Source organism: Sporosarcina ureae DSM 2281, assembly GCF_000425545.1.
In the GTDB taxonomy this organism is placed as follows: Bacteria; Bacillota; Bacilli; order Bacillales_A; family Planococcaceae; genus Sporosarcina; species Sporosarcina ureae.
Window position 1 is genome coordinate 35,260 of sequence record NZ_AUDQ01000002.1, and the last position, 15,059, is coordinate 50,318.

Sequence of the window (15,059 nt, forward strand, 5' to 3'; positions counted from 1 at the left end):
TCATCGCAGTCTTATGAATATAGCAAGGGGTGTCTGAATGAAGAAATTGTGGGGTATAGCCATAATGGTAGTTTTAATCATGGTGGGACTGGGGATGTTTTGGATGTTACCAGGGGAACGAATAAAACAAGCACAACAAATGATAGCGAAAGGAAAATATGATTATGCAATTATTCTAGGTGCCAAAGTGAACGGGGAGGTTCCTTCGTTGTCATTACGTTACCGATTGGAAAGCGCTGTAGAGTATGCAACGCAATATCCGCATGTGCAGCTAGTTCTTTCGGGCGGACAAGGAAAAGATGAGGGCATTAGCGAGGCCGAAGCCATGTATCGTTATTTACAAGAACATGGTATTGCGAAAGAACGCTTAATTATAGAAGATCAATCCACTTCTACAAATGAGAATCTACAATTCAGCCAAAATATCATTCCTGAAGTGGAAGGCGTGACCATAATCAGCAGTGATTATCACTTGGCTAGAGCGAGATTTCTGGCTAGACAGATCGGATGGGAGTCTGATGTCGTTGCAGCGAAGACTCCTGAATCTGTCAGAGCAAAAGTAGGACTTCGTGAACGCTTGGCTTTATTGAAAACATGGTTGTTCAGACGATAGGGATATATTGAAAATAAAAAGTGACGAAACTCCAAAGAAGTTTTCGTCACTTTTCTATATATCTTATAAAGAAGAGATTTTATGGAATTCAGGTTGGCCTGCTGTAAATGTAGCCAAATAGTCAAAGCCGATTGACTGATATAATTCTAGAGATTCTTTGAACTCATGTGCGATTTCAGTTGTTCTATGCGCATCTGAACCAAGTGTAATGATTTCGCCCCCGCATTGTTTATACAAACGCAAAATATCTTCACTTGGCATATTATGTGGCAATCCGTAGCGAGTTCCCGAAGTATTCAGTTCAATCCCTTTACCATCTGGTATAATAGTATTGAAGATCTTTTCTAAATAGTCGTGAAATAGATTAGCTGGTGGTTGATCAGTATAGCGTTTAATCAAATCCGCGTGTCCAAGCACACTGTAACGCTTATAATGCTGAACGCAATACAATAGTTCTTTATAATATGTCTCAAAGGCAGCCTCTGTTGAACGATCTTCAAACAACTCGCGATAATGTAAGGATTTATTTTCGACTGTGTGCAGTGAACAGATGACAAAATCAAATTCATGCTCGTCCATTAATTCTTCATAAAGATGCAAGAGATCAGGTTGCAAGCCGATTTCAACCCCTTTTTTAATCGTCAGTTGTCCATCGAATTGTTCGTTCAATTGAAGAATCTTTTGTGCATATTCCATTTTATCAAAATCGAAATAAATCGTTTCATCCGGATATTCATAATCGATGTGATCGGTAAAGCAAATTTTGGTAAGGCCTTTAGCGATAGAAGCTTTGGCCATCTCTTCCATCGGGATTTCACAATCCGCTGAAAATGCGCTGTGCATATGATAATCAAACATAGTTTTCAGTCTCCTTTTCTTTACTACATATTGTAGCAGATGAACGATGCTACTTACAGTTGACAATGCTCTCTATAACCATTATAGTAATAATTAACTTTAGCGTAGTAAAGCAGTGAAGTATATTTTTCGCATGAAAGGCGGTAGAAAATATCTTGTATTCTGAAATTCTTGGAAATGAACATGAAAAGCATGAAAAAATCATCGGCACATTAGGGAAACGATTCACTACATATGGCTATAAGCGAATTAAAACATCCGCATTTGAACAATATGATTTGTATTCTAATGTCCGTACTTCAATCAATCAAAACGAAATGATCAAGGTGATTGACTATACCGGCGAAGTACTCGTATTACGCCCGGATGTAACGATACCATTGACACAGCAACTCGTACAGTTGAATGATAATTTACCCGAAGAAATGCGTTATTATTATGTGCAAGAAGTCTTTAGGCAGACGTTCCAGGAAAATGAACGTATCGGTAAAACACAGGCGGGAGTCGAGTTCTATTGCAAAAGTTCACCCGCATCAGATGCTGAAACAATTATGCTTGCATGTCACGCATTACGAGACGTTGGTTTTACAGATGTGAAAATCGAAATTGGTTATGCTGGTTTCTTTAATGAATTAATTGCGGACTCTGATATTACTGCAGAACAAACTGCGGAACTCAAGACGTTGATTCAAGCAAAAAACGTCGTGGAAATAGGTCCGTTCTTACAGCGATTGTCTATAGACCCTTCTATTAAAGAAGTACTCGAGCAATTACCTCTATTATACGGTGCACCTGAAGTTGTGTTTGAAAGACTACAAAACTTACAGGTTAGTGAATCGGCACAGGATGCGATCAAATATTTACAGCGAACATGCGATATCGTCGAACTATACGGCTTGAAGAAGCACATCGTCATCGATCTCGGCTTGATTAACCACATGGGGTATTACTCGGGAATCATTTTCCAAGGCTATGTTGAGAATTTCGGCAAGCCCGTATTGATGGGCGGCCGCTATGACGCATTAAGCGAAGAGTTTGGAATGAAATTACCGGCAATTGGTTTTGCATGTGAAATCGAATCATTAGTAAAAGCTTCATCTACTAGAGAAAAGAAGGAACGATATAGTATCGATGTGACTGTAATATATGAAGAAAGCCGCATTAAATACGCAATCGATATTACGAATGAGTTGAGAGAGCGTGACTATCGTGTAATTTCTAAACCTATGAAAGATGCGGAACATCAGACAGACAGTCTCTACACGATTCAATTAACAGAACAGCAAAACAATCTAGTAGATCAAGAAGAAATGAAAGAGTTCATCGACTTCAAACAATTGCTTGATTTGATCGCAAGCAAGAAAGGGGTACCTGAATGGATTATCTAACAGTAGCAATGGCAAAAGGACGAACAGCTGAACGGGCGATGAAGTTTCTAGAGAAATCAGATGTGCATTTCTCAGAATTTACGGATGAAAGCCGGAAGCTGGTCATTTATGATGATAAACAAAAGATCAAATTAATTTTTGTCAAAGCAGTAGACGTTCCAGTGTATGTTGAAAAAGGCGCAGCGGACGTAGGAATTGTGGGGAAAGATGTCATGATGGAAGATCCTCGTGATGTCTATGAATTACTGGACTTAGGAATTGGGCGTTGTAAGCTGGCGGTGGCGGGATATCCCGATACACCAATTGAAAACATACCATTTCTGACAGTCGCTTCAAAATATCCATTAGTTGCGAAAGAGTTTTTTGACAAAAAAGGTATCCGTACAGAAATGATTAAATTGAATGGATCGATTGAACTCGCGCCTTTGATCGGCATGTCAGATGTTATTGTCGATATCGTCGAAACGGGTACAACATTAAAAGAAAATGGACTCGTCGTCTTGCAAGAGATGGCAGATGTTAGTGCCCGTTTAATAGTCAACAAAGCGAGTTATGCTACGAAAACTGAAGATATCCAGCAGTTCATTAAAGATATGAAGGAAGGCTTGGGGGTGCGTTCATGAAGATCATACGTGGAGCTGAATTCACAGAAGAGCTACTAAGACGCAATGATTCCAATCAAACAGATTTGGAATTTGATCGCAATGTCTTATCGATCATTGACCAGGTTCGTTCCGAGGGCGATCAAGCAGTTCTAAATTTCACTGAACGTTTTGACGGCGTGAAGCTAGATAACTTGATTGTCACAGAAGAAGAAATTAATGAAGCGGAACAAGCAGTTACAGATGATTTCTACCGTGCATTGCGCTCAGCAAAAGAGCGTATCACGACCTATCACGAGGCGCAAAAAGAGCAATCATGGTTCTTAAATCCGAATGAAGGGATCATGCTCGGTCAGAAAGTAACACCAATCGACAGTGTAGGACTTTATGTACCGGGCGGAAAAGCAGCCTATCCGTCGACGGTCTTAATGAATGCATTGCCAGCTAAAATTGCAGGAGTTGGACGAATCTCCATGGTGACTCCACCTCAACGTGATGGCAAGATTAATCCCTATGTTTTAGTTGCAGCAAAAGAAGCGGGTGTAGATCGAATCTATAAAGTAGGTGGGGCACAAGCGATAGCTGCTCTAGCGTATGGTACAGAGACAATTGAAAAAGTCGTCAAAATCACGGGCCCAGGTAATGCATACGTTGCAAGAGCGAAAAAGTGGGTGTTCGGTGATGTAGCGATCGATATGATTGCTGGACCAAGTGAAATTTGTGTCGTAGCCGATGCTCATACGAATCCTATTTATGCAGCAGCAGATTTGTTGTCCCAAGCAGAGCACGATGAGCGCGCGGCTGCAGTGTGCATCACAACAAGTGAAGCATTTGCGGCTGAGCTCTCCAAAGAAGTAGAACGTCAACTAGCTGAACTCGATCGTAAAGAAATCGCAACACAGTCTATAGAGCAATTTGGACGTATCATTATAGTCGACTCATTAGAGGAAGCATTTGATATAGTGAATCGTTTAGCACCAGAACATTTGGAGCTCATGATTGATCAGCCTATGGAGCACTTGGCAGCGATACGAAATGCAGGAGCAATCTTCCTAGGGCAACATTCACCCGAAGCTTTGGGTGACTATATGGCTGGACCGAATCACACATTACCGACGAGTGGAACAGCAGCGTTCTCTTCTCCATTAGGTGTGTATGATTTCATGAAAAAGTCGAGTATTATCTATTATTCCGAGAACGCTTTGGCAGAAGTGGCAGATGACGTCATTACTCTAGCAGATGCTGAACAATTAACAGGCCATGCCAACTCGATAAAAGTACGAAAGGCAGGATACTAATGCGTAAACAACAACTAACACGTAAGACAGGTGAAACATCTATTGAAATGGACTTTTCGTTAGATGGCACGGGAGAGACGAATATCCACACTGGCGTTGGTTTCTTTGACCATATGCTGACGGCATTCGCAAAACACGGACGTTTTGATCTATCCGTAGCATGTGATGGTGACATTGAAGTGGACCAACACCATTCCGTCGAAGACATCGGTATTGTACTTGGACAACTATTCAACCGATGTATCGGGACAAAAGAAGGAATAGAACGCTTTGCCTTAGTTTCCACACCAATGGACGAAGCACTATCCACTGCATCCATTGATATCAGCGGTCGTTCATTCCTTGTTTTTAACGTAGATGGAATGAAAGATAAGGTAGGAGAATTCGACACAGAACTAGTCGAAGAGTTCTTCCTAGCGTTCACAAACAACGCCAAAATCACATTACACATCAACTTGAACTACGGAAAGAACACACACCATATTATAGAATCCGTATTCAAAAGCTTCGGCCGCGCCTTACGCGTAGCCAGCACCATCAACCCAGAAATAAAAGGCATTCCTTCTACAAAAGGGTCTTTGTAATAGACTTTCACAGTTTGATATTTACTGTGGATTAACTGTGATAACAATTTACTAGTTGATCGGAGTGCAAGGCGGCGACTCGGGGAGGATCAGCCCGACAGGTGAGACAACCAAAGGGAGCGAGAGCCGTCACGAAGAACGGCTTTTGCGAGTAAAAGCGAAGCGTTAGGAGCATATCTTTGCACTAGCGACCTGGTTGGCTCACCGCGGGCCCTCCCGAACGCGTCCGCCTGGAACGCAGATCAACGGTACCAATGGATTTTTAATGATTATTTCATTTATTAGGAGGACTAGTTGATGATTTTATTCCCAGCAATCGACATTAGAGACGGCAAATGTGTTCGCCTCATCCAAGGTGACTACGCACAAGAAATAATCTACAATGACTCACCAACCAACATGGCACAAGAATGGCAAAACCAAGGAGCCGAGTACATACACGTCGTAGACTTAGACGGCGCCAAAACAGGAAACTCCGCCAACAAACAAGCCATCGAAGCCATCGCAAAATCAGTTAGCGTACCCGTTCAAGTAGGCGGCGGAATTCGAAACATGGAAATTGTCGACTCGCATATCGAAAACGGTGTTGCACGTGTCATTATCGGCACTGCAGCGATCCAAGACCCTGACTTTTTGAAGAAGGCCGTTGAAAAATACGGTGACAAAATTGCTGTCTCAATCGACGCGCGTAACGGCTTAGTTGCAACTGACGGTTGGACAGAAACAAGTGACGTCAAAGCAGTTGATTTATTGCAGGACTTAGCGGAAATTGGCGTCAAAACAGTTGTCTATACAGACATCATGAAAGACGGCATGCTTCAGGGGCCAAACTTTGAAGAACTGAAAATAATGGATGACGCGTCTTCGATCGATATCATCGCATCAGGTGGTGTATCGACAGAAGAGGACATTAAGAGACTTGCTGCTGAAGACATGTACGGCGCTATTATTGGCAAAGCATTATATGAAGGCAATCTATCCTTAAAAAAACTATTGGGGGACGACAGTCATGTCAACAACTAAAAAGATCATTCCGTGTTTAGACGTAGATAATCGTAAAGTTGTAAAAGGAAAGAAATTTCTAGACGTACAGGAAGTGGCAGATCCCCTTACATTAGCAAAAAAATATGTCGCGGACGGCGCAGATGAACTCGTCTTCTATGACATCTCCGCATCGACGAAAAATCGTGGTATGTTCCTCGATTTAATTGAGGAAATTGCAAAAGAAGTACCGATTCCTTTCATCGTAGGCGGAGGAATTCGTACGCTCGAAGATGTGGACAAAGTATTTGAACTGGGTGGTAACAAAGTCTCCATCAATAGTGCAGCTTTGACAAATCCGGAACTAATTAAAGAAGTAGCAGATAAATACGGATCAGAGCGTGTAATGTTATCAATGGATGTTCGTCAAGAAGGCGAAAACAAGTGGTCGGTTTATGCAAAAGGTGGTATGGAAGAAACAGGGATCGATGCGATTGAATGGGCGAAGAAAATGGAAGCACTTGGCGCTGGTGAGCTAGTCGTCAATAGTGTGGACGAAGATGGCGTCAAAGACGGTTATAATCTTGCACTCAACCGCGCTATGGCTGAAGCTGTCAATATTCCAATCATCGCAAGTGGTGGCGCAGGAAAACCCGAACACTTTAAAGAGGTATTGACAGAAGGAAAAGCAGATGCAGCTCTGGCCGCTTCCGTATTCCACTTCAATGAAATCAATATTCGAGACTTGAAAAATTACTTAGCAGAAGAAAATATTGCAGTTAGGAATGACTAAAATGACACTAGACATCAATGCATTACAATTCGACGACAAAGGTCTAATCCCTGCGGTTGTACAAGACGATCGCACAGGCGAAGTCTTAATGCTTGCTTACATGAATAAAGAATCTATTGAAAAGACGCTAGAAACAAATGAAACATGGTTTTATAGCCGCTCAAGACAGGAACTCTGGAATAAAGGTGCAACATCCGGAAATACACAGCAAGTACAACGTATATCTGTAGACTGCGATCAAGATACATTGCTAGTTCAAGTTACACCAAAAGGTCCGGCGTGTCACACAGGCGAGAAAACTTGCTTCTTCACAACGGTAATGGAAAAAGAAGAATCATTACGTGAAGTTGTCTATGAAGTAATCGACGAAATCGCAGATCGCAAAGCGAATCCGATAGATGGTTCGTATACGACGTATTTATTTAACGAAGGTATCGACAAAGTATTGAAAAAAGTCGGAGAGGAATCTACAGAAGTCGTAATTGGCGCAAAAAATGCTGATAAAGAAGAAGTGTCCAATGAAATTGCAGACCTAGTCTACCATACACTTGTATTGATGAATATTCTTGACGTCGATCTAACGGATGTTCAGCAAGTGTTACGTGAAAGACGACCGAAAAAGGAAGTGCCACGCAATGAGTAGATTTCTGAGCACTGTTGCGCGCCGTACAGAACCTTATGTTCCGGGTGAGCAGTTAAATCAGCCAGATATCATTAAATTAAATACGAATGAAAATCCATATCCACCAAGCCCTAAAGTATTAGAGGCCATTCAAGCAGAATTGAATGGTAACACGTTACAGCGCTACCCTTCACCAACAGTAGATCCATTGCGTCACGCGATAGCGGAGACGTACGGACTGACAAAAGATCATGTTTTTGTTGGTAATGGCTCTGACGAAGTACTGGCATTTTCATTCATGGCATTTTTCGAGCCAGGAAAAACTATTAAGTTTCCTGAAATTAGCTATAGCTTTTATCCAGTCTATTCCAAGCTATTTAATATTTCATTCGAAAAAGTACCATTAAATGCTGATTTCACATTACCCAAAAAGCAATTCTATAATTCACCAGGCGGCGTCATTCTACCAAACCCAAATGCACCAACAAGTATTTATGCTGAGTTGGATGTAATTGAAGACATTTTGCGAAACAATCAGGATCAAGTAGTCATTATTGATGAAGCGTATATTGATTTTGCAGGTCCGTCTGCGATGAAACTGATTGATCGCTATCCAAATTTACTTGTAATTCAAACCACGTCTAAATCTCGTGCACTCGCTGGATTGCGTGTCGGATTCGCACTTGGACAGCCTGAATTGATTGCTGGATTGACGCGCATCAAAGATTCATTCAACTCGTACACGATTGATCGTTTAGCTATGGCGGGGGCTACTGCTGCATTTGTAGATCATGCGTACTTCTCGGAAAGTATTAATAAAGTTATTCGCACACGTGAATCTACAGTCCATACTTTAGAAGAATTAGGATTTGAAGTTCTTCCTTCGGATGCAAACTTCGTCTTTGTAAAACCTCTGCATAAGGACGCAAAAGTGTTATATCAACAATTAAAAAACCGTGGAATTTTAGTCCGTCACTTTGATCAAGCGGACATTCGTGAGTATTTACGTATTTCCATCGGTACAGACGAACAGATGAATACGCTGTTTGAAGTGCTTAAACAACTTACTAAATGAATAAATCGATCAAAAGCCATTCGATACTGAATGGCTTTTTCTCTGCATTAATGTATACGAAGTAGCATAAAGCCTTGTGAAATTAGCTTTTGTGACAAAGCACAGGACATACAATCAATGTATATGTATACAAAATCGTGTATTTTAAACTTTTTCTATTGTATTTTTATACATGTTGGCTTATAATAATAGAAAGAAGCTTGATTGGAGAGATGAATTTATGAAAACTAAAAATATAATCATTATTGGTGCAGCAGGAAGAGACTTCCACAATTTCAATACATACTACCGTGGTAAAGAGGAATACAATGTCGTAGCATTTACAGCTACGCAAATCCCGGATATCGATGGACGTAAATATCCAACTGAATTAGCCGGTGAATTGTATCCTGAAGGAATTCCTATTTATTCACAAGATCAACTACCTGAGTTGATTAAAGAACTAGAAGTAGATGAATGTGTATTCTCTTATAGTGACCTTAGTTACGAAAAAGTTATGGGGATTGGTGCGATTGTAAACTCGGCAGGCGCTAACTTTACACTACTTGGGTCAAAAGCAACGATGATCAAAAGTAATAAACCAGTTATTTCTGTTTGTGCAGTGAGAACAGGAACAGGGAAGAGCCAAACATCACGTAAAATCATCGAAACATTACTCGAGCATGATTTGAAAGTAGTAGCGATCCGTCATCCAATGCCTTATGGCGACTTGGCTGAACAGCGTGTACAACGTTATGCAACAGTAGAAGATTTCAAAAAACATAAATGTACGATTGAAGAAATGGAAGAATATGAGCCACACGTTGACCGTGGAAATATCATCTATGCAGGTGTAGATTACCAAGATATTCTAGACGCTGCTGAAAATGATCCAGACGGCTGTGACGTAATTCTTTGGGATGGCGGGAACAACGACTTTTCATTCTACGAGCCAGACTTGGCAATTACAGTTCTTGATCCGCATCGTCCTGGCCATGAGTTGAAATACTATCCAGGTGAAGTTTGCTTGCGTACAACAGATGTATCAATTATAAATAAAATTGACAGTGCATCTGAAGAAGCAATTCAGACGGTCGAAAACAATATTAAATTTGCGGCACCAAATAGCACAATTATTAAAGCTGAATCCAAAATCTCTGTAGATAATCCCGAAATTATTAAAGGCAAGCGCGTGCTAATTGTTGAAGATGGACCGACATTGACTCACGGTGAAATGAAACTGGGTGCAGGTGTAATTGCAGCACAGCGTCTAGGTGCAGCTGAGATTGTCGACCCACGTCCATATGCGGTAGGAAGCTTGATTACAACTTTCGATAAGTATCAGCACATCGAAAATATCTTACCGGCAATGGGATACGGCGAAGAGCAGTTGAAAGATTTGGAAGCGACGATCAATGCAGCTGATGTAGATGCAGTCATTATCGGTACACCTATGGATCTTTCACGTGTCATCAACATCAACAAGCCTTGTACACGAGTCTATTATGACTTGGATGAAATCGGAACACCAAATCTTGAGTCAGTTCTTACAGATTTCATCAAAGAGCATAATCTTACTGCAACAAATGTGTAAGAATAGATAACTTATCCAGCACCTGTCTCGAATGGAAATTCGTCTGCAGGTGCTTTTTTCTGATATACTACAGGTAGGACAGTAAGGAGGTAGTAACTTGTTTAATTCAAAAATCATTGATCTCGTCATTGGTCTGGTGATGGCGTATTTTGCATATGACCGAATCGCTACAGGACATACCGGAATGGGAATATTCTTCGTTGTGCTTGCGGCATTGAATCTATTGGCATTTTTCCTGAAACTTAGAACTGACAAAAACGTTCAGCAAAAACCACTATAAAACGAATCAGTTGTTCCTTTAACCGGATTCTTGTAGTATAATAAAAAGATTGTAATTTTTGAAATGAGGCTAGAAATCACATGAAAAAATCGATATATGGTTTGACAATTGAACAATTGACAGACTTTCTCATAGAAAACGGACAAAAAAAGTACCGTGCAGCACAAGTTTGGGACTGGCTTTATAAAAAACGCGTCTTATCATTTGATGAAATGCAAAACATAAATCAAGAGACCATTGATGTATTGAATGAAAACTTCGCGATCCAAACACTTGAACAAAACGTCAAGCAAGTTTCACAGGATGGCACAGTGAAATTCCTATTTAAAATGCATGATGGAAACTTAATCGAAACGGTTTTGATGAAATTCCCATATGGCCATTCAGTTTGCGTAACAACTCAAGTAGGATGTAATATCGGTTGTAGTTTCTGTGCAAGTGGACTTTTGCGCAAAAACCGCGATCTTGATGCAGGTGAAATCGTGGGTCAAATTATGAAAGTGCAAGAGCATCTTGATGGTAAGGGCGAAGATGAGCGTGTCAGTCATATCGTGGTCATGGGCATAGGGGAACCGTTCGATAACTATACGAATCTGATGAATTTCCTTCATGTCGTAAATGATCAAAAAGGTCTGTCGATCGGTGCGCGTCATATTACGGTTTCAACAAGTGGATTGACGGAAAAGATCAAAGACTTCGCAGATGAAAAACTTCAAGTGAACTTGGCGGTTTCATTACACGCACCGAATAATGAGTTGCGTTCATCCATCATGAAGATCAACAAAGCATTTCCGATCGAAAAGTTGATGGATTCAATCAACTACTATTTAGAAAAGACGAATCGTCGGATTACATTCGAGTATATTTTATTGCGTGACGTCAATGACCATGTAAAAGAAGCGGAAGAGTTGGGTCGATTGCTCGCGGATAAGCGTCACTTGTCATATGTCAATCTGATCCCGTACAATCCGGTAGATGAACATGGTCAGTATCAGCGCAGTGAACCGGAAGCGATTAAATCGTTCTACGAGGCACTTAGACGCAAAGGCATCAACGGTGGTGTGCGTCTTGAAAATGGTACCGATATCGATGCAGCATGCGGTCAACTACGAAGTAAACAAATCAAAAAAACAAAAAAACAACCGGTCGGAGAATAATTCTCCAACCGGTTTTTAATTTTTACGAGCTAATTTCACGATAAATTGAACGATAACGGAAATGGCTAGTCCGAATGATGAAATAATGAACAAAGATAAAATGCCAATGGCTTCCGAAAATTCATTATCCATCATCAGGAAGCTGCGAAACATTTCAGCAAATGCTAGAACAAGTACGACCATGAACATTTTAAATGCAATCGATAGTTCATAGAACAATAAAAGGGAACTGACAATGCCGACCATCAGACCGAACACTGCAAACGTCAAATAGTTATTGACAACCAAGTCATGTCCAAGGACTGTCCGCACGCCTAAAATGAGTAGAACAAATGAAATCAATCCCGTAAAAAAACCGACCTTCCAATAACGAGAATCCAACACGTACACCTGCTTTCCTTACTTAGTATAGCGGAATCGACGAAATTCGTCACGCAACCCGACTGTTATTTCATGCGTTTTAGATCGGCCAATAATTCTTCTTTATAGGCTTCATTCGAGAAATTATATTCCTTGAGAATATAGCCTTCGGAATCCATTAAATAAAAATTTGTGCCATGGACAACTTGTGTAGAAGATTCATGTTTCAACACAAATGTCTGGAATTCTTCCCGAGCAAATGCTTCGAATTCTAGTTGGGTGTAGCCCGTCAGAAAATGCCAGTTCGATTCATCATCAGTAAAGTGTGCGATATAGTCTTTCAATACTGCAGGTGTATCGGTATCAGGATCTACAGAGAAAGAGACGAAGTTCATGTCGATGTCCAGATCTTTCAATTCGGCTTGGAGATCCGCCATTTCACTCGTCAACGACGGACAAACTGTTGTACAATTCGTGAAAATGAAGTCTGCAATCCATGGCGAACCAGAAAGCTCCTTGGAACTAAATGGTTGATTATGCTGATCCGTGAAGGTGAATTCACGGATTTGTTTCCCACGTTCAAGAGGTTGACTACAACCACTGACGAACACTACGAGCAGCAACAGAAAAGGAATCAGACGTTTCAACTGCTTTCACTCCTTTGCATTTGCCCCGGTAATTCAATCACCACAATAGTTTCTGTTGTTTCATTGGAAATCGTGAATGTACCTACATGTAACCGGACGATTTCTTTGACAATCGATAGACCAAGTCCAGTACCGCCAGTTGTGCGAGTTCGTGCTTTATCGGTACGGAAAAAGCGTTCTCCGATCCGCTCTACATCCTCGTCTCCGATGGTCACACCGTCATTCGCGATGCGGTATTGTACACCTTGTTTACTGGCGGTGAGATGAACAGAAATGAATTGCTCTGCATATTTTACGGCATTATCGATCGTGTTATAAAAGACTTGTTGCAATCGTTTAGGATCACCTTCCAAAATTAATTCTTCATCAATCGATGTGTGCAATTGAATATTTTTATCCTGTAATCGTATTGAAAATAATTCCAATGTATCCAATAGTAATTGTGCAATTGCAATCGGTTCCGTTTCGAGTGTATATATATCTTGCTCTAAATGATTCAACTCGACTAGATCATGTATGAGTTTCTTCAGGCGTTCTGTTTCTTTCTCGATGGTCGATAAGTAGTGTTTTACATCATCAGGAGACAAATCAATTTTATCGCGTGAAAGTTGTGCGTAGCCGCTAATATACGTCAAAGGTGTCCTGAGCTCATGTACAATATTTGACGTAAAATCTTTCTTGCGCTGATCTTGTTCTTCAAGAGAACGGCTCATTGTGTCGAATGCAGTGGCCAGTTTACCAATTTCGTCTTTCCGTCCTGTATTGAGTCGGTTCGAATAATCGCCTTTAGACACTTCTGCCGAATAGGTCTGCAATGTTTGTAACGGCTCGAATAACGAACGCCATACACGTTGCAAAATTAAAAAAAGAACCATAAAGAAAATACTGCCTACAAGTAACATGATTGGAAGACTGTCATGGAAAACATCTTGAATCGCAGCGAGCGGAACATAAATATAAATAAAACCGATTAGTCCATTTTCGCCTTTAATCGGGAAAATCCCACCAAAGATTTCCCGTTTTAATTCATCCACATAGCCTTCTTTCATAACAGGCTGACCCGTTTCTAGTATCTTCTCGTCGCTTTCATTAATGAGTGATTGATAATCAATCTGATAAGGGAAATAGGAAGTTAGATCATCCAGACGATCCACGACGATGATTTCATACTCCGAGACGATGTTATACCATTGAATCTTTTCGATGATGGAATCACTTAGCTCGCCGTAATGATAGTGAGAAGCTGTTCGATTTCCCTGATACATGATGGACTCTTTAATCTGTTCTTTATATAAATCGGTATACAAGTAGTGAATAAAGAAAAATGAGAATAATATGGTACAGGTGATGCTACCTAAAAACACAATCAACATCTTTTTGCTTAGATTCAAATTATTCATTCACAGTCCTCTAATTTGTAGCCGATCCCCCATACCGTCTCAATCATTTTACCTGCGTCTCCTAGTTTTAATCGAAGCGTTTTGATATGCGTATCAATTGTACGCTCACTGCTCTGGTGATCGTCGCCCCAGACCAATTCAAGTAATTGTTCACGGGAATATGCACGTCCTTTATGTTTGACTAGCAACAATAGCAAGCCAAACTCCTTCAAAGTTAAACTTAAAGGTTTTCCGTTAAGCTGTGCGGTATACGAGTCTTCATTAATGGTAAGGGGACCTGCTTGTAATACGAGTGGAACAGGATTATGACGGTAGGTTCTGCGCAAGACGGCTTCGATACGCGCCACAAGTTCTCCTGGTAAGAAGGGCTTGACGATATAGTCGTCTCCACCAAGCTTCAACCCTTGGACTTTATCCCATTCCTCGCCTCGTGCAGATAGGAAAATCAAGGGGGTCGAGGAAGTTCGTTTCATCTCCTCTGCAAATGTGAAGCCATCCATATAGGGCATCATCACATCGACTATGCATAAATCTATAGTATGTTGCTTAATTACTGACAAAGCTTGCAAACCGTCGCTGGCTTCTAATACGCTATATCCCACATCTTCCAGAATCACTCGAATTAAATCACGCATTTGCGGTTCATCATCAATGACTAATAATTGGTAACCCAATTCAATACGCCTCATTTCATAAAATCTCTATACGCCAATTTTCCGGAAAAGATGTGAAATCCACATGAAGTTTCAATAAGTTGTCGAAACTTCATTGAAATTTCGTAATCATATTTTATAATCATAACAGTAAAATGAATAGATAGGAGAATGA

General features: G+C 40.7%; 17 protein-coding genes. 12 read left to right on the forward strand and 5 right to left on the reverse strand.

The genetic code is table 11. The features are described from left to right. Nucleotides 1-37 precede the first annotated feature (37 nt). Nucleotides 38-613, forward strand: a complete 576-nt coding sequence (locus H605_RS0102540; RefSeq protein WP_029052747.1) for a YdcF family protein — start codon at nucleotides 38-40, stop codon at nucleotides 611-613. Nucleotides 614-676: 63 nt separating this feature from the next. Here the strand turns inward: H605_RS0102540 and H605_RS0102545 are convergent, their stop codons facing one another. Continuing rightward, on the reverse strand, nucleotides 677-1,471 hold the full coding sequence (locus H605_RS0102545; RefSeq protein ID WP_029052748.1) for a histidinol-phosphatase HisJ family protein: 795 nt from the start codon (nucleotides 1,469-1,471) through the stop codon (nucleotides 677-679). A 155-nt stretch (nucleotides 1,472-1,626) separates the two neighbouring features. Here H605_RS0102545 and hisZ point away from each other — a divergent pair, with 155 nt between their 5' ends. From hisZ to rlmN, 11 genes are all read left to right on the forward strand, one after another. Beyond that, nucleotides 1,627-2,859, forward strand: coding sequence for an ATP phosphoribosyltransferase regulatory subunit (gene hisZ, locus H605_RS17300; protein WP_051210446.1), 1,233 nt, complete (start codon nucleotides 1,627-1,629; stop codon nucleotides 2,857-2,859). After that, complete coding sequence (gene hisG / locus H605_RS0102555; protein ID WP_029052749.1) at nucleotides 2,847-3,482, forward strand: ATP phosphoribosyltransferase; 636 nt, start codon at nucleotides 2,847-2,849, stop codon at nucleotides 3,480-3,482. The genes hisZ and hisG overlap by 13 nt, the downstream gene beginning before the upstream one ends. Next, entirely contained in the window at nucleotides 3,479-4,759 is a 1,281-nt protein-coding gene (hisD, locus tag H605_RS0102560; protein ID WP_029052750.1) for a histidinol dehydrogenase, read from the forward strand. The genes hisG and hisD overlap by 4 nt, the downstream gene beginning before the upstream one ends. Continuing rightward, a complete protein-coding gene (hisB, locus tag H605_RS0102565; RefSeq protein WP_029052751.1) occupies nucleotides 4,759-5,343 on the forward strand; it encodes an imidazoleglycerol-phosphate dehydratase HisB in 585 nt (194 codons plus the stop codon). Before hisD ends, hisB begins: the two co-directional genes overlap by 1 nt. 297 nt (nucleotides 5,344-5,640) lie before the next feature. Continuing rightward, nucleotides 5,641-6,366, forward strand: coding sequence for a 1-(5-phosphoribosyl)-5-[(5-phosphoribosylamino)methylideneamino]imidazole-4-carboxamide isomerase (gene hisA / locus H605_RS0102570; protein WP_029052752.1), 726 nt, complete (start codon nucleotides 5,641-5,643; stop codon nucleotides 6,364-6,366). After that, nucleotides 6,353-7,117 carry an imidazole glycerol phosphate synthase subunit HisF gene (gene hisF / locus H605_RS0102575; protein ID WP_029052753.1) on the forward strand — a complete coding sequence of 255 codons (765 nt, stop codon included), beginning with the start codon at nucleotides 6,353-6,355 and terminating at the stop codon, nucleotides 7,115-7,117. Before hisA ends, hisF begins: the two co-directional genes overlap by 14 nt. Then, nucleotides 7,110-7,760 (forward strand): bifunctional phosphoribosyl-AMP cyclohydrolase/phosphoribosyl-ATP diphosphatase HisIE, encoded by a 651-nt coding sequence (hisIE, locus tag H605_RS0102580; protein WP_029052754.1) that lies wholly within the window; start codon nucleotides 7,110-7,112, stop codon nucleotides 7,758-7,760. Before hisF ends, hisIE begins: the two co-directional genes overlap by 8 nt. Continuing rightward, nucleotides 7,753-8,814, forward strand: coding sequence for a histidinol-phosphate transaminase (gene hisC / locus H605_RS0102585; protein ID WP_029052755.1), 1,062 nt, complete (start codon nucleotides 7,753-7,755; stop codon nucleotides 8,812-8,814). Before hisIE ends, hisC begins: the two co-directional genes overlap by 8 nt. 220 nt (nucleotides 8,815-9,034) lie before the next feature. Continuing rightward, entirely contained in the window at nucleotides 9,035-10,387 is a 1,353-nt protein-coding gene (locus tag H605_RS0102590; protein WP_029052756.1) for a cyclic 2,3-diphosphoglycerate synthase, read from the forward strand. A gap of 97 nt (nucleotides 10,388-10,484) precedes the next feature. After that, entirely contained in the window at nucleotides 10,485-10,667 is a 183-nt protein-coding gene (locus H605_RS0102595; RefSeq protein ID WP_029052757.1) for a hypothetical protein, read from the forward strand. 80 nt (nucleotides 10,668-10,747) lie between these two features. Next, a complete protein-coding gene (rlmN, locus tag H605_RS0102600; protein WP_029052758.1) occupies nucleotides 10,748-11,824 on the forward strand; it encodes a dual-specificity RNA methyltransferase RlmN in 1,077 nt (358 codons plus the stop codon). Nucleotides 11,825-11,839: 15 nt separating this feature from the next. Here rlmN and H605_RS0102605 read toward each other — a convergent pair whose 3' ends face one another. The 4 genes from H605_RS0102605 to H605_RS0102620 all read right to left on the reverse strand — a co-directional run bounded on the left by H605_RS0102605 (nucleotide 11,840) and on the right by H605_RS0102620 (nucleotide 14,920). Continuing rightward, nucleotides 11,840-12,205 carry a hypothetical protein gene (locus H605_RS0102605; RefSeq protein WP_037561493.1) on the reverse strand — a complete coding sequence of 122 codons (366 nt, stop codon included), beginning with the start codon at nucleotides 12,203-12,205 and terminating at the stop codon, nucleotides 11,840-11,842. A 65-nt stretch (nucleotides 12,206-12,270) separates the two neighbouring features. Then, the gene (locus H605_RS0102610) at nucleotides 12,271-12,831 is read right to left on the reverse strand and encodes an SCO family protein (RefSeq protein WP_029052760.1); all 561 of its coding nucleotides are present in this window, start codon (nucleotides 12,829-12,831) and stop codon (nucleotides 12,271-12,273) included. Then, nucleotides 12,828-14,231: a sensor histidine kinase gene (locus H605_RS0102615; protein ID WP_029052761.1), complete on the reverse strand. Its 1,404-nt coding sequence runs from the start codon at nucleotides 14,229-14,231 to the stop codon at nucleotides 12,828-12,830. The genes H605_RS0102610 and H605_RS0102615 overlap by 4 nt, the downstream gene beginning before the upstream one ends. Further along, nucleotides 14,228-14,920, reverse strand: coding sequence for a response regulator transcription factor (locus tag H605_RS0102620; RefSeq protein ID WP_029052762.1), 693 nt, complete (start codon nucleotides 14,918-14,920; stop codon nucleotides 14,228-14,230). Before H605_RS0102620 ends, H605_RS0102615 begins: the two co-directional genes overlap by 4 nt. Nucleotides 14,921-15,059: the final 139 nt, after the last annotated feature.

What these genes read in the sequence shown, in the direction of transcription:
- H605_RS0102615 (WP_029052761.1), bottom strand. Translation starts at nt 14,231, where the DNA reads ATGAATAATTTGAATCTAAGCAAAAAGATGTTGATTGTGTTTTTAGGT.
- hisC (WP_029052755.1), top strand. Translation starts at nt 7,753, where the DNA reads ATGAGTAGATTTCTGAGCACTGTTGCGCGCCGTACAGAACCTTATGTT.
- H605_RS0102620 (WP_029052762.1), bottom strand. Translation starts at nt 14,920, where the DNA reads ATGAGGCGTATTGAATTGGGTTACCAATTATTAGTCATTGATGATGAA.
- H605_RS0102545 (WP_029052748.1), bottom strand. Translation starts at nt 1,471, where the DNA reads ATGTTTGATTATCATATGCACAGCGCATTTTCAGCGGATTGTGAAATC.
- hisA (WP_029052752.1), top strand. Translation starts at nt 5,641, where the DNA reads ATGATTTTATTCCCAGCAATCGACATTAGAGACGGCAAATGTGTTCGC.
- rlmN (WP_029052758.1), top strand. Translation starts at nt 10,748, where the DNA reads ATGAAAAAATCGATATATGGTTTGACAATTGAACAATTGACAGACTTT.
- H605_RS0102540 (WP_029052747.1), top strand. Translation starts at nt 38, where the DNA reads ATGAAGAAATTGTGGGGTATAGCCATAATGGTAGTTTTAATCATGGTG.
- hisF (WP_029052753.1), top strand. Translation starts at nt 6,353, where the DNA reads ATGTCAACAACTAAAAAGATCATTCCGTGTTTAGACGTAGATAATCGT.
- H605_RS0102590 (WP_029052756.1), top strand. Translation starts at nt 9,035, where the DNA reads ATGAAAACTAAAAATATAATCATTATTGGTGCAGCAGGAAGAGACTTC.
- hisD (WP_029052750.1), top strand. Translation starts at nt 3,479, where the DNA reads ATGAAGATCATACGTGGAGCTGAATTCACAGAAGAGCTACTAAGACGC.
- hisG (WP_029052749.1), top strand. Translation starts at nt 2,847, where the DNA reads ATGGATTATCTAACAGTAGCAATGGCAAAAGGACGAACAGCTGAACGG.
- hisIE (WP_029052754.1), top strand. Translation starts at nt 7,110, where the DNA reads ATGACTAAAATGACACTAGACATCAATGCATTACAATTCGACGACAAA.
- hisB (WP_029052751.1), top strand. Translation starts at nt 4,759, where the DNA reads ATGCGTAAACAACAACTAACACGTAAGACAGGTGAAACATCTATTGAA.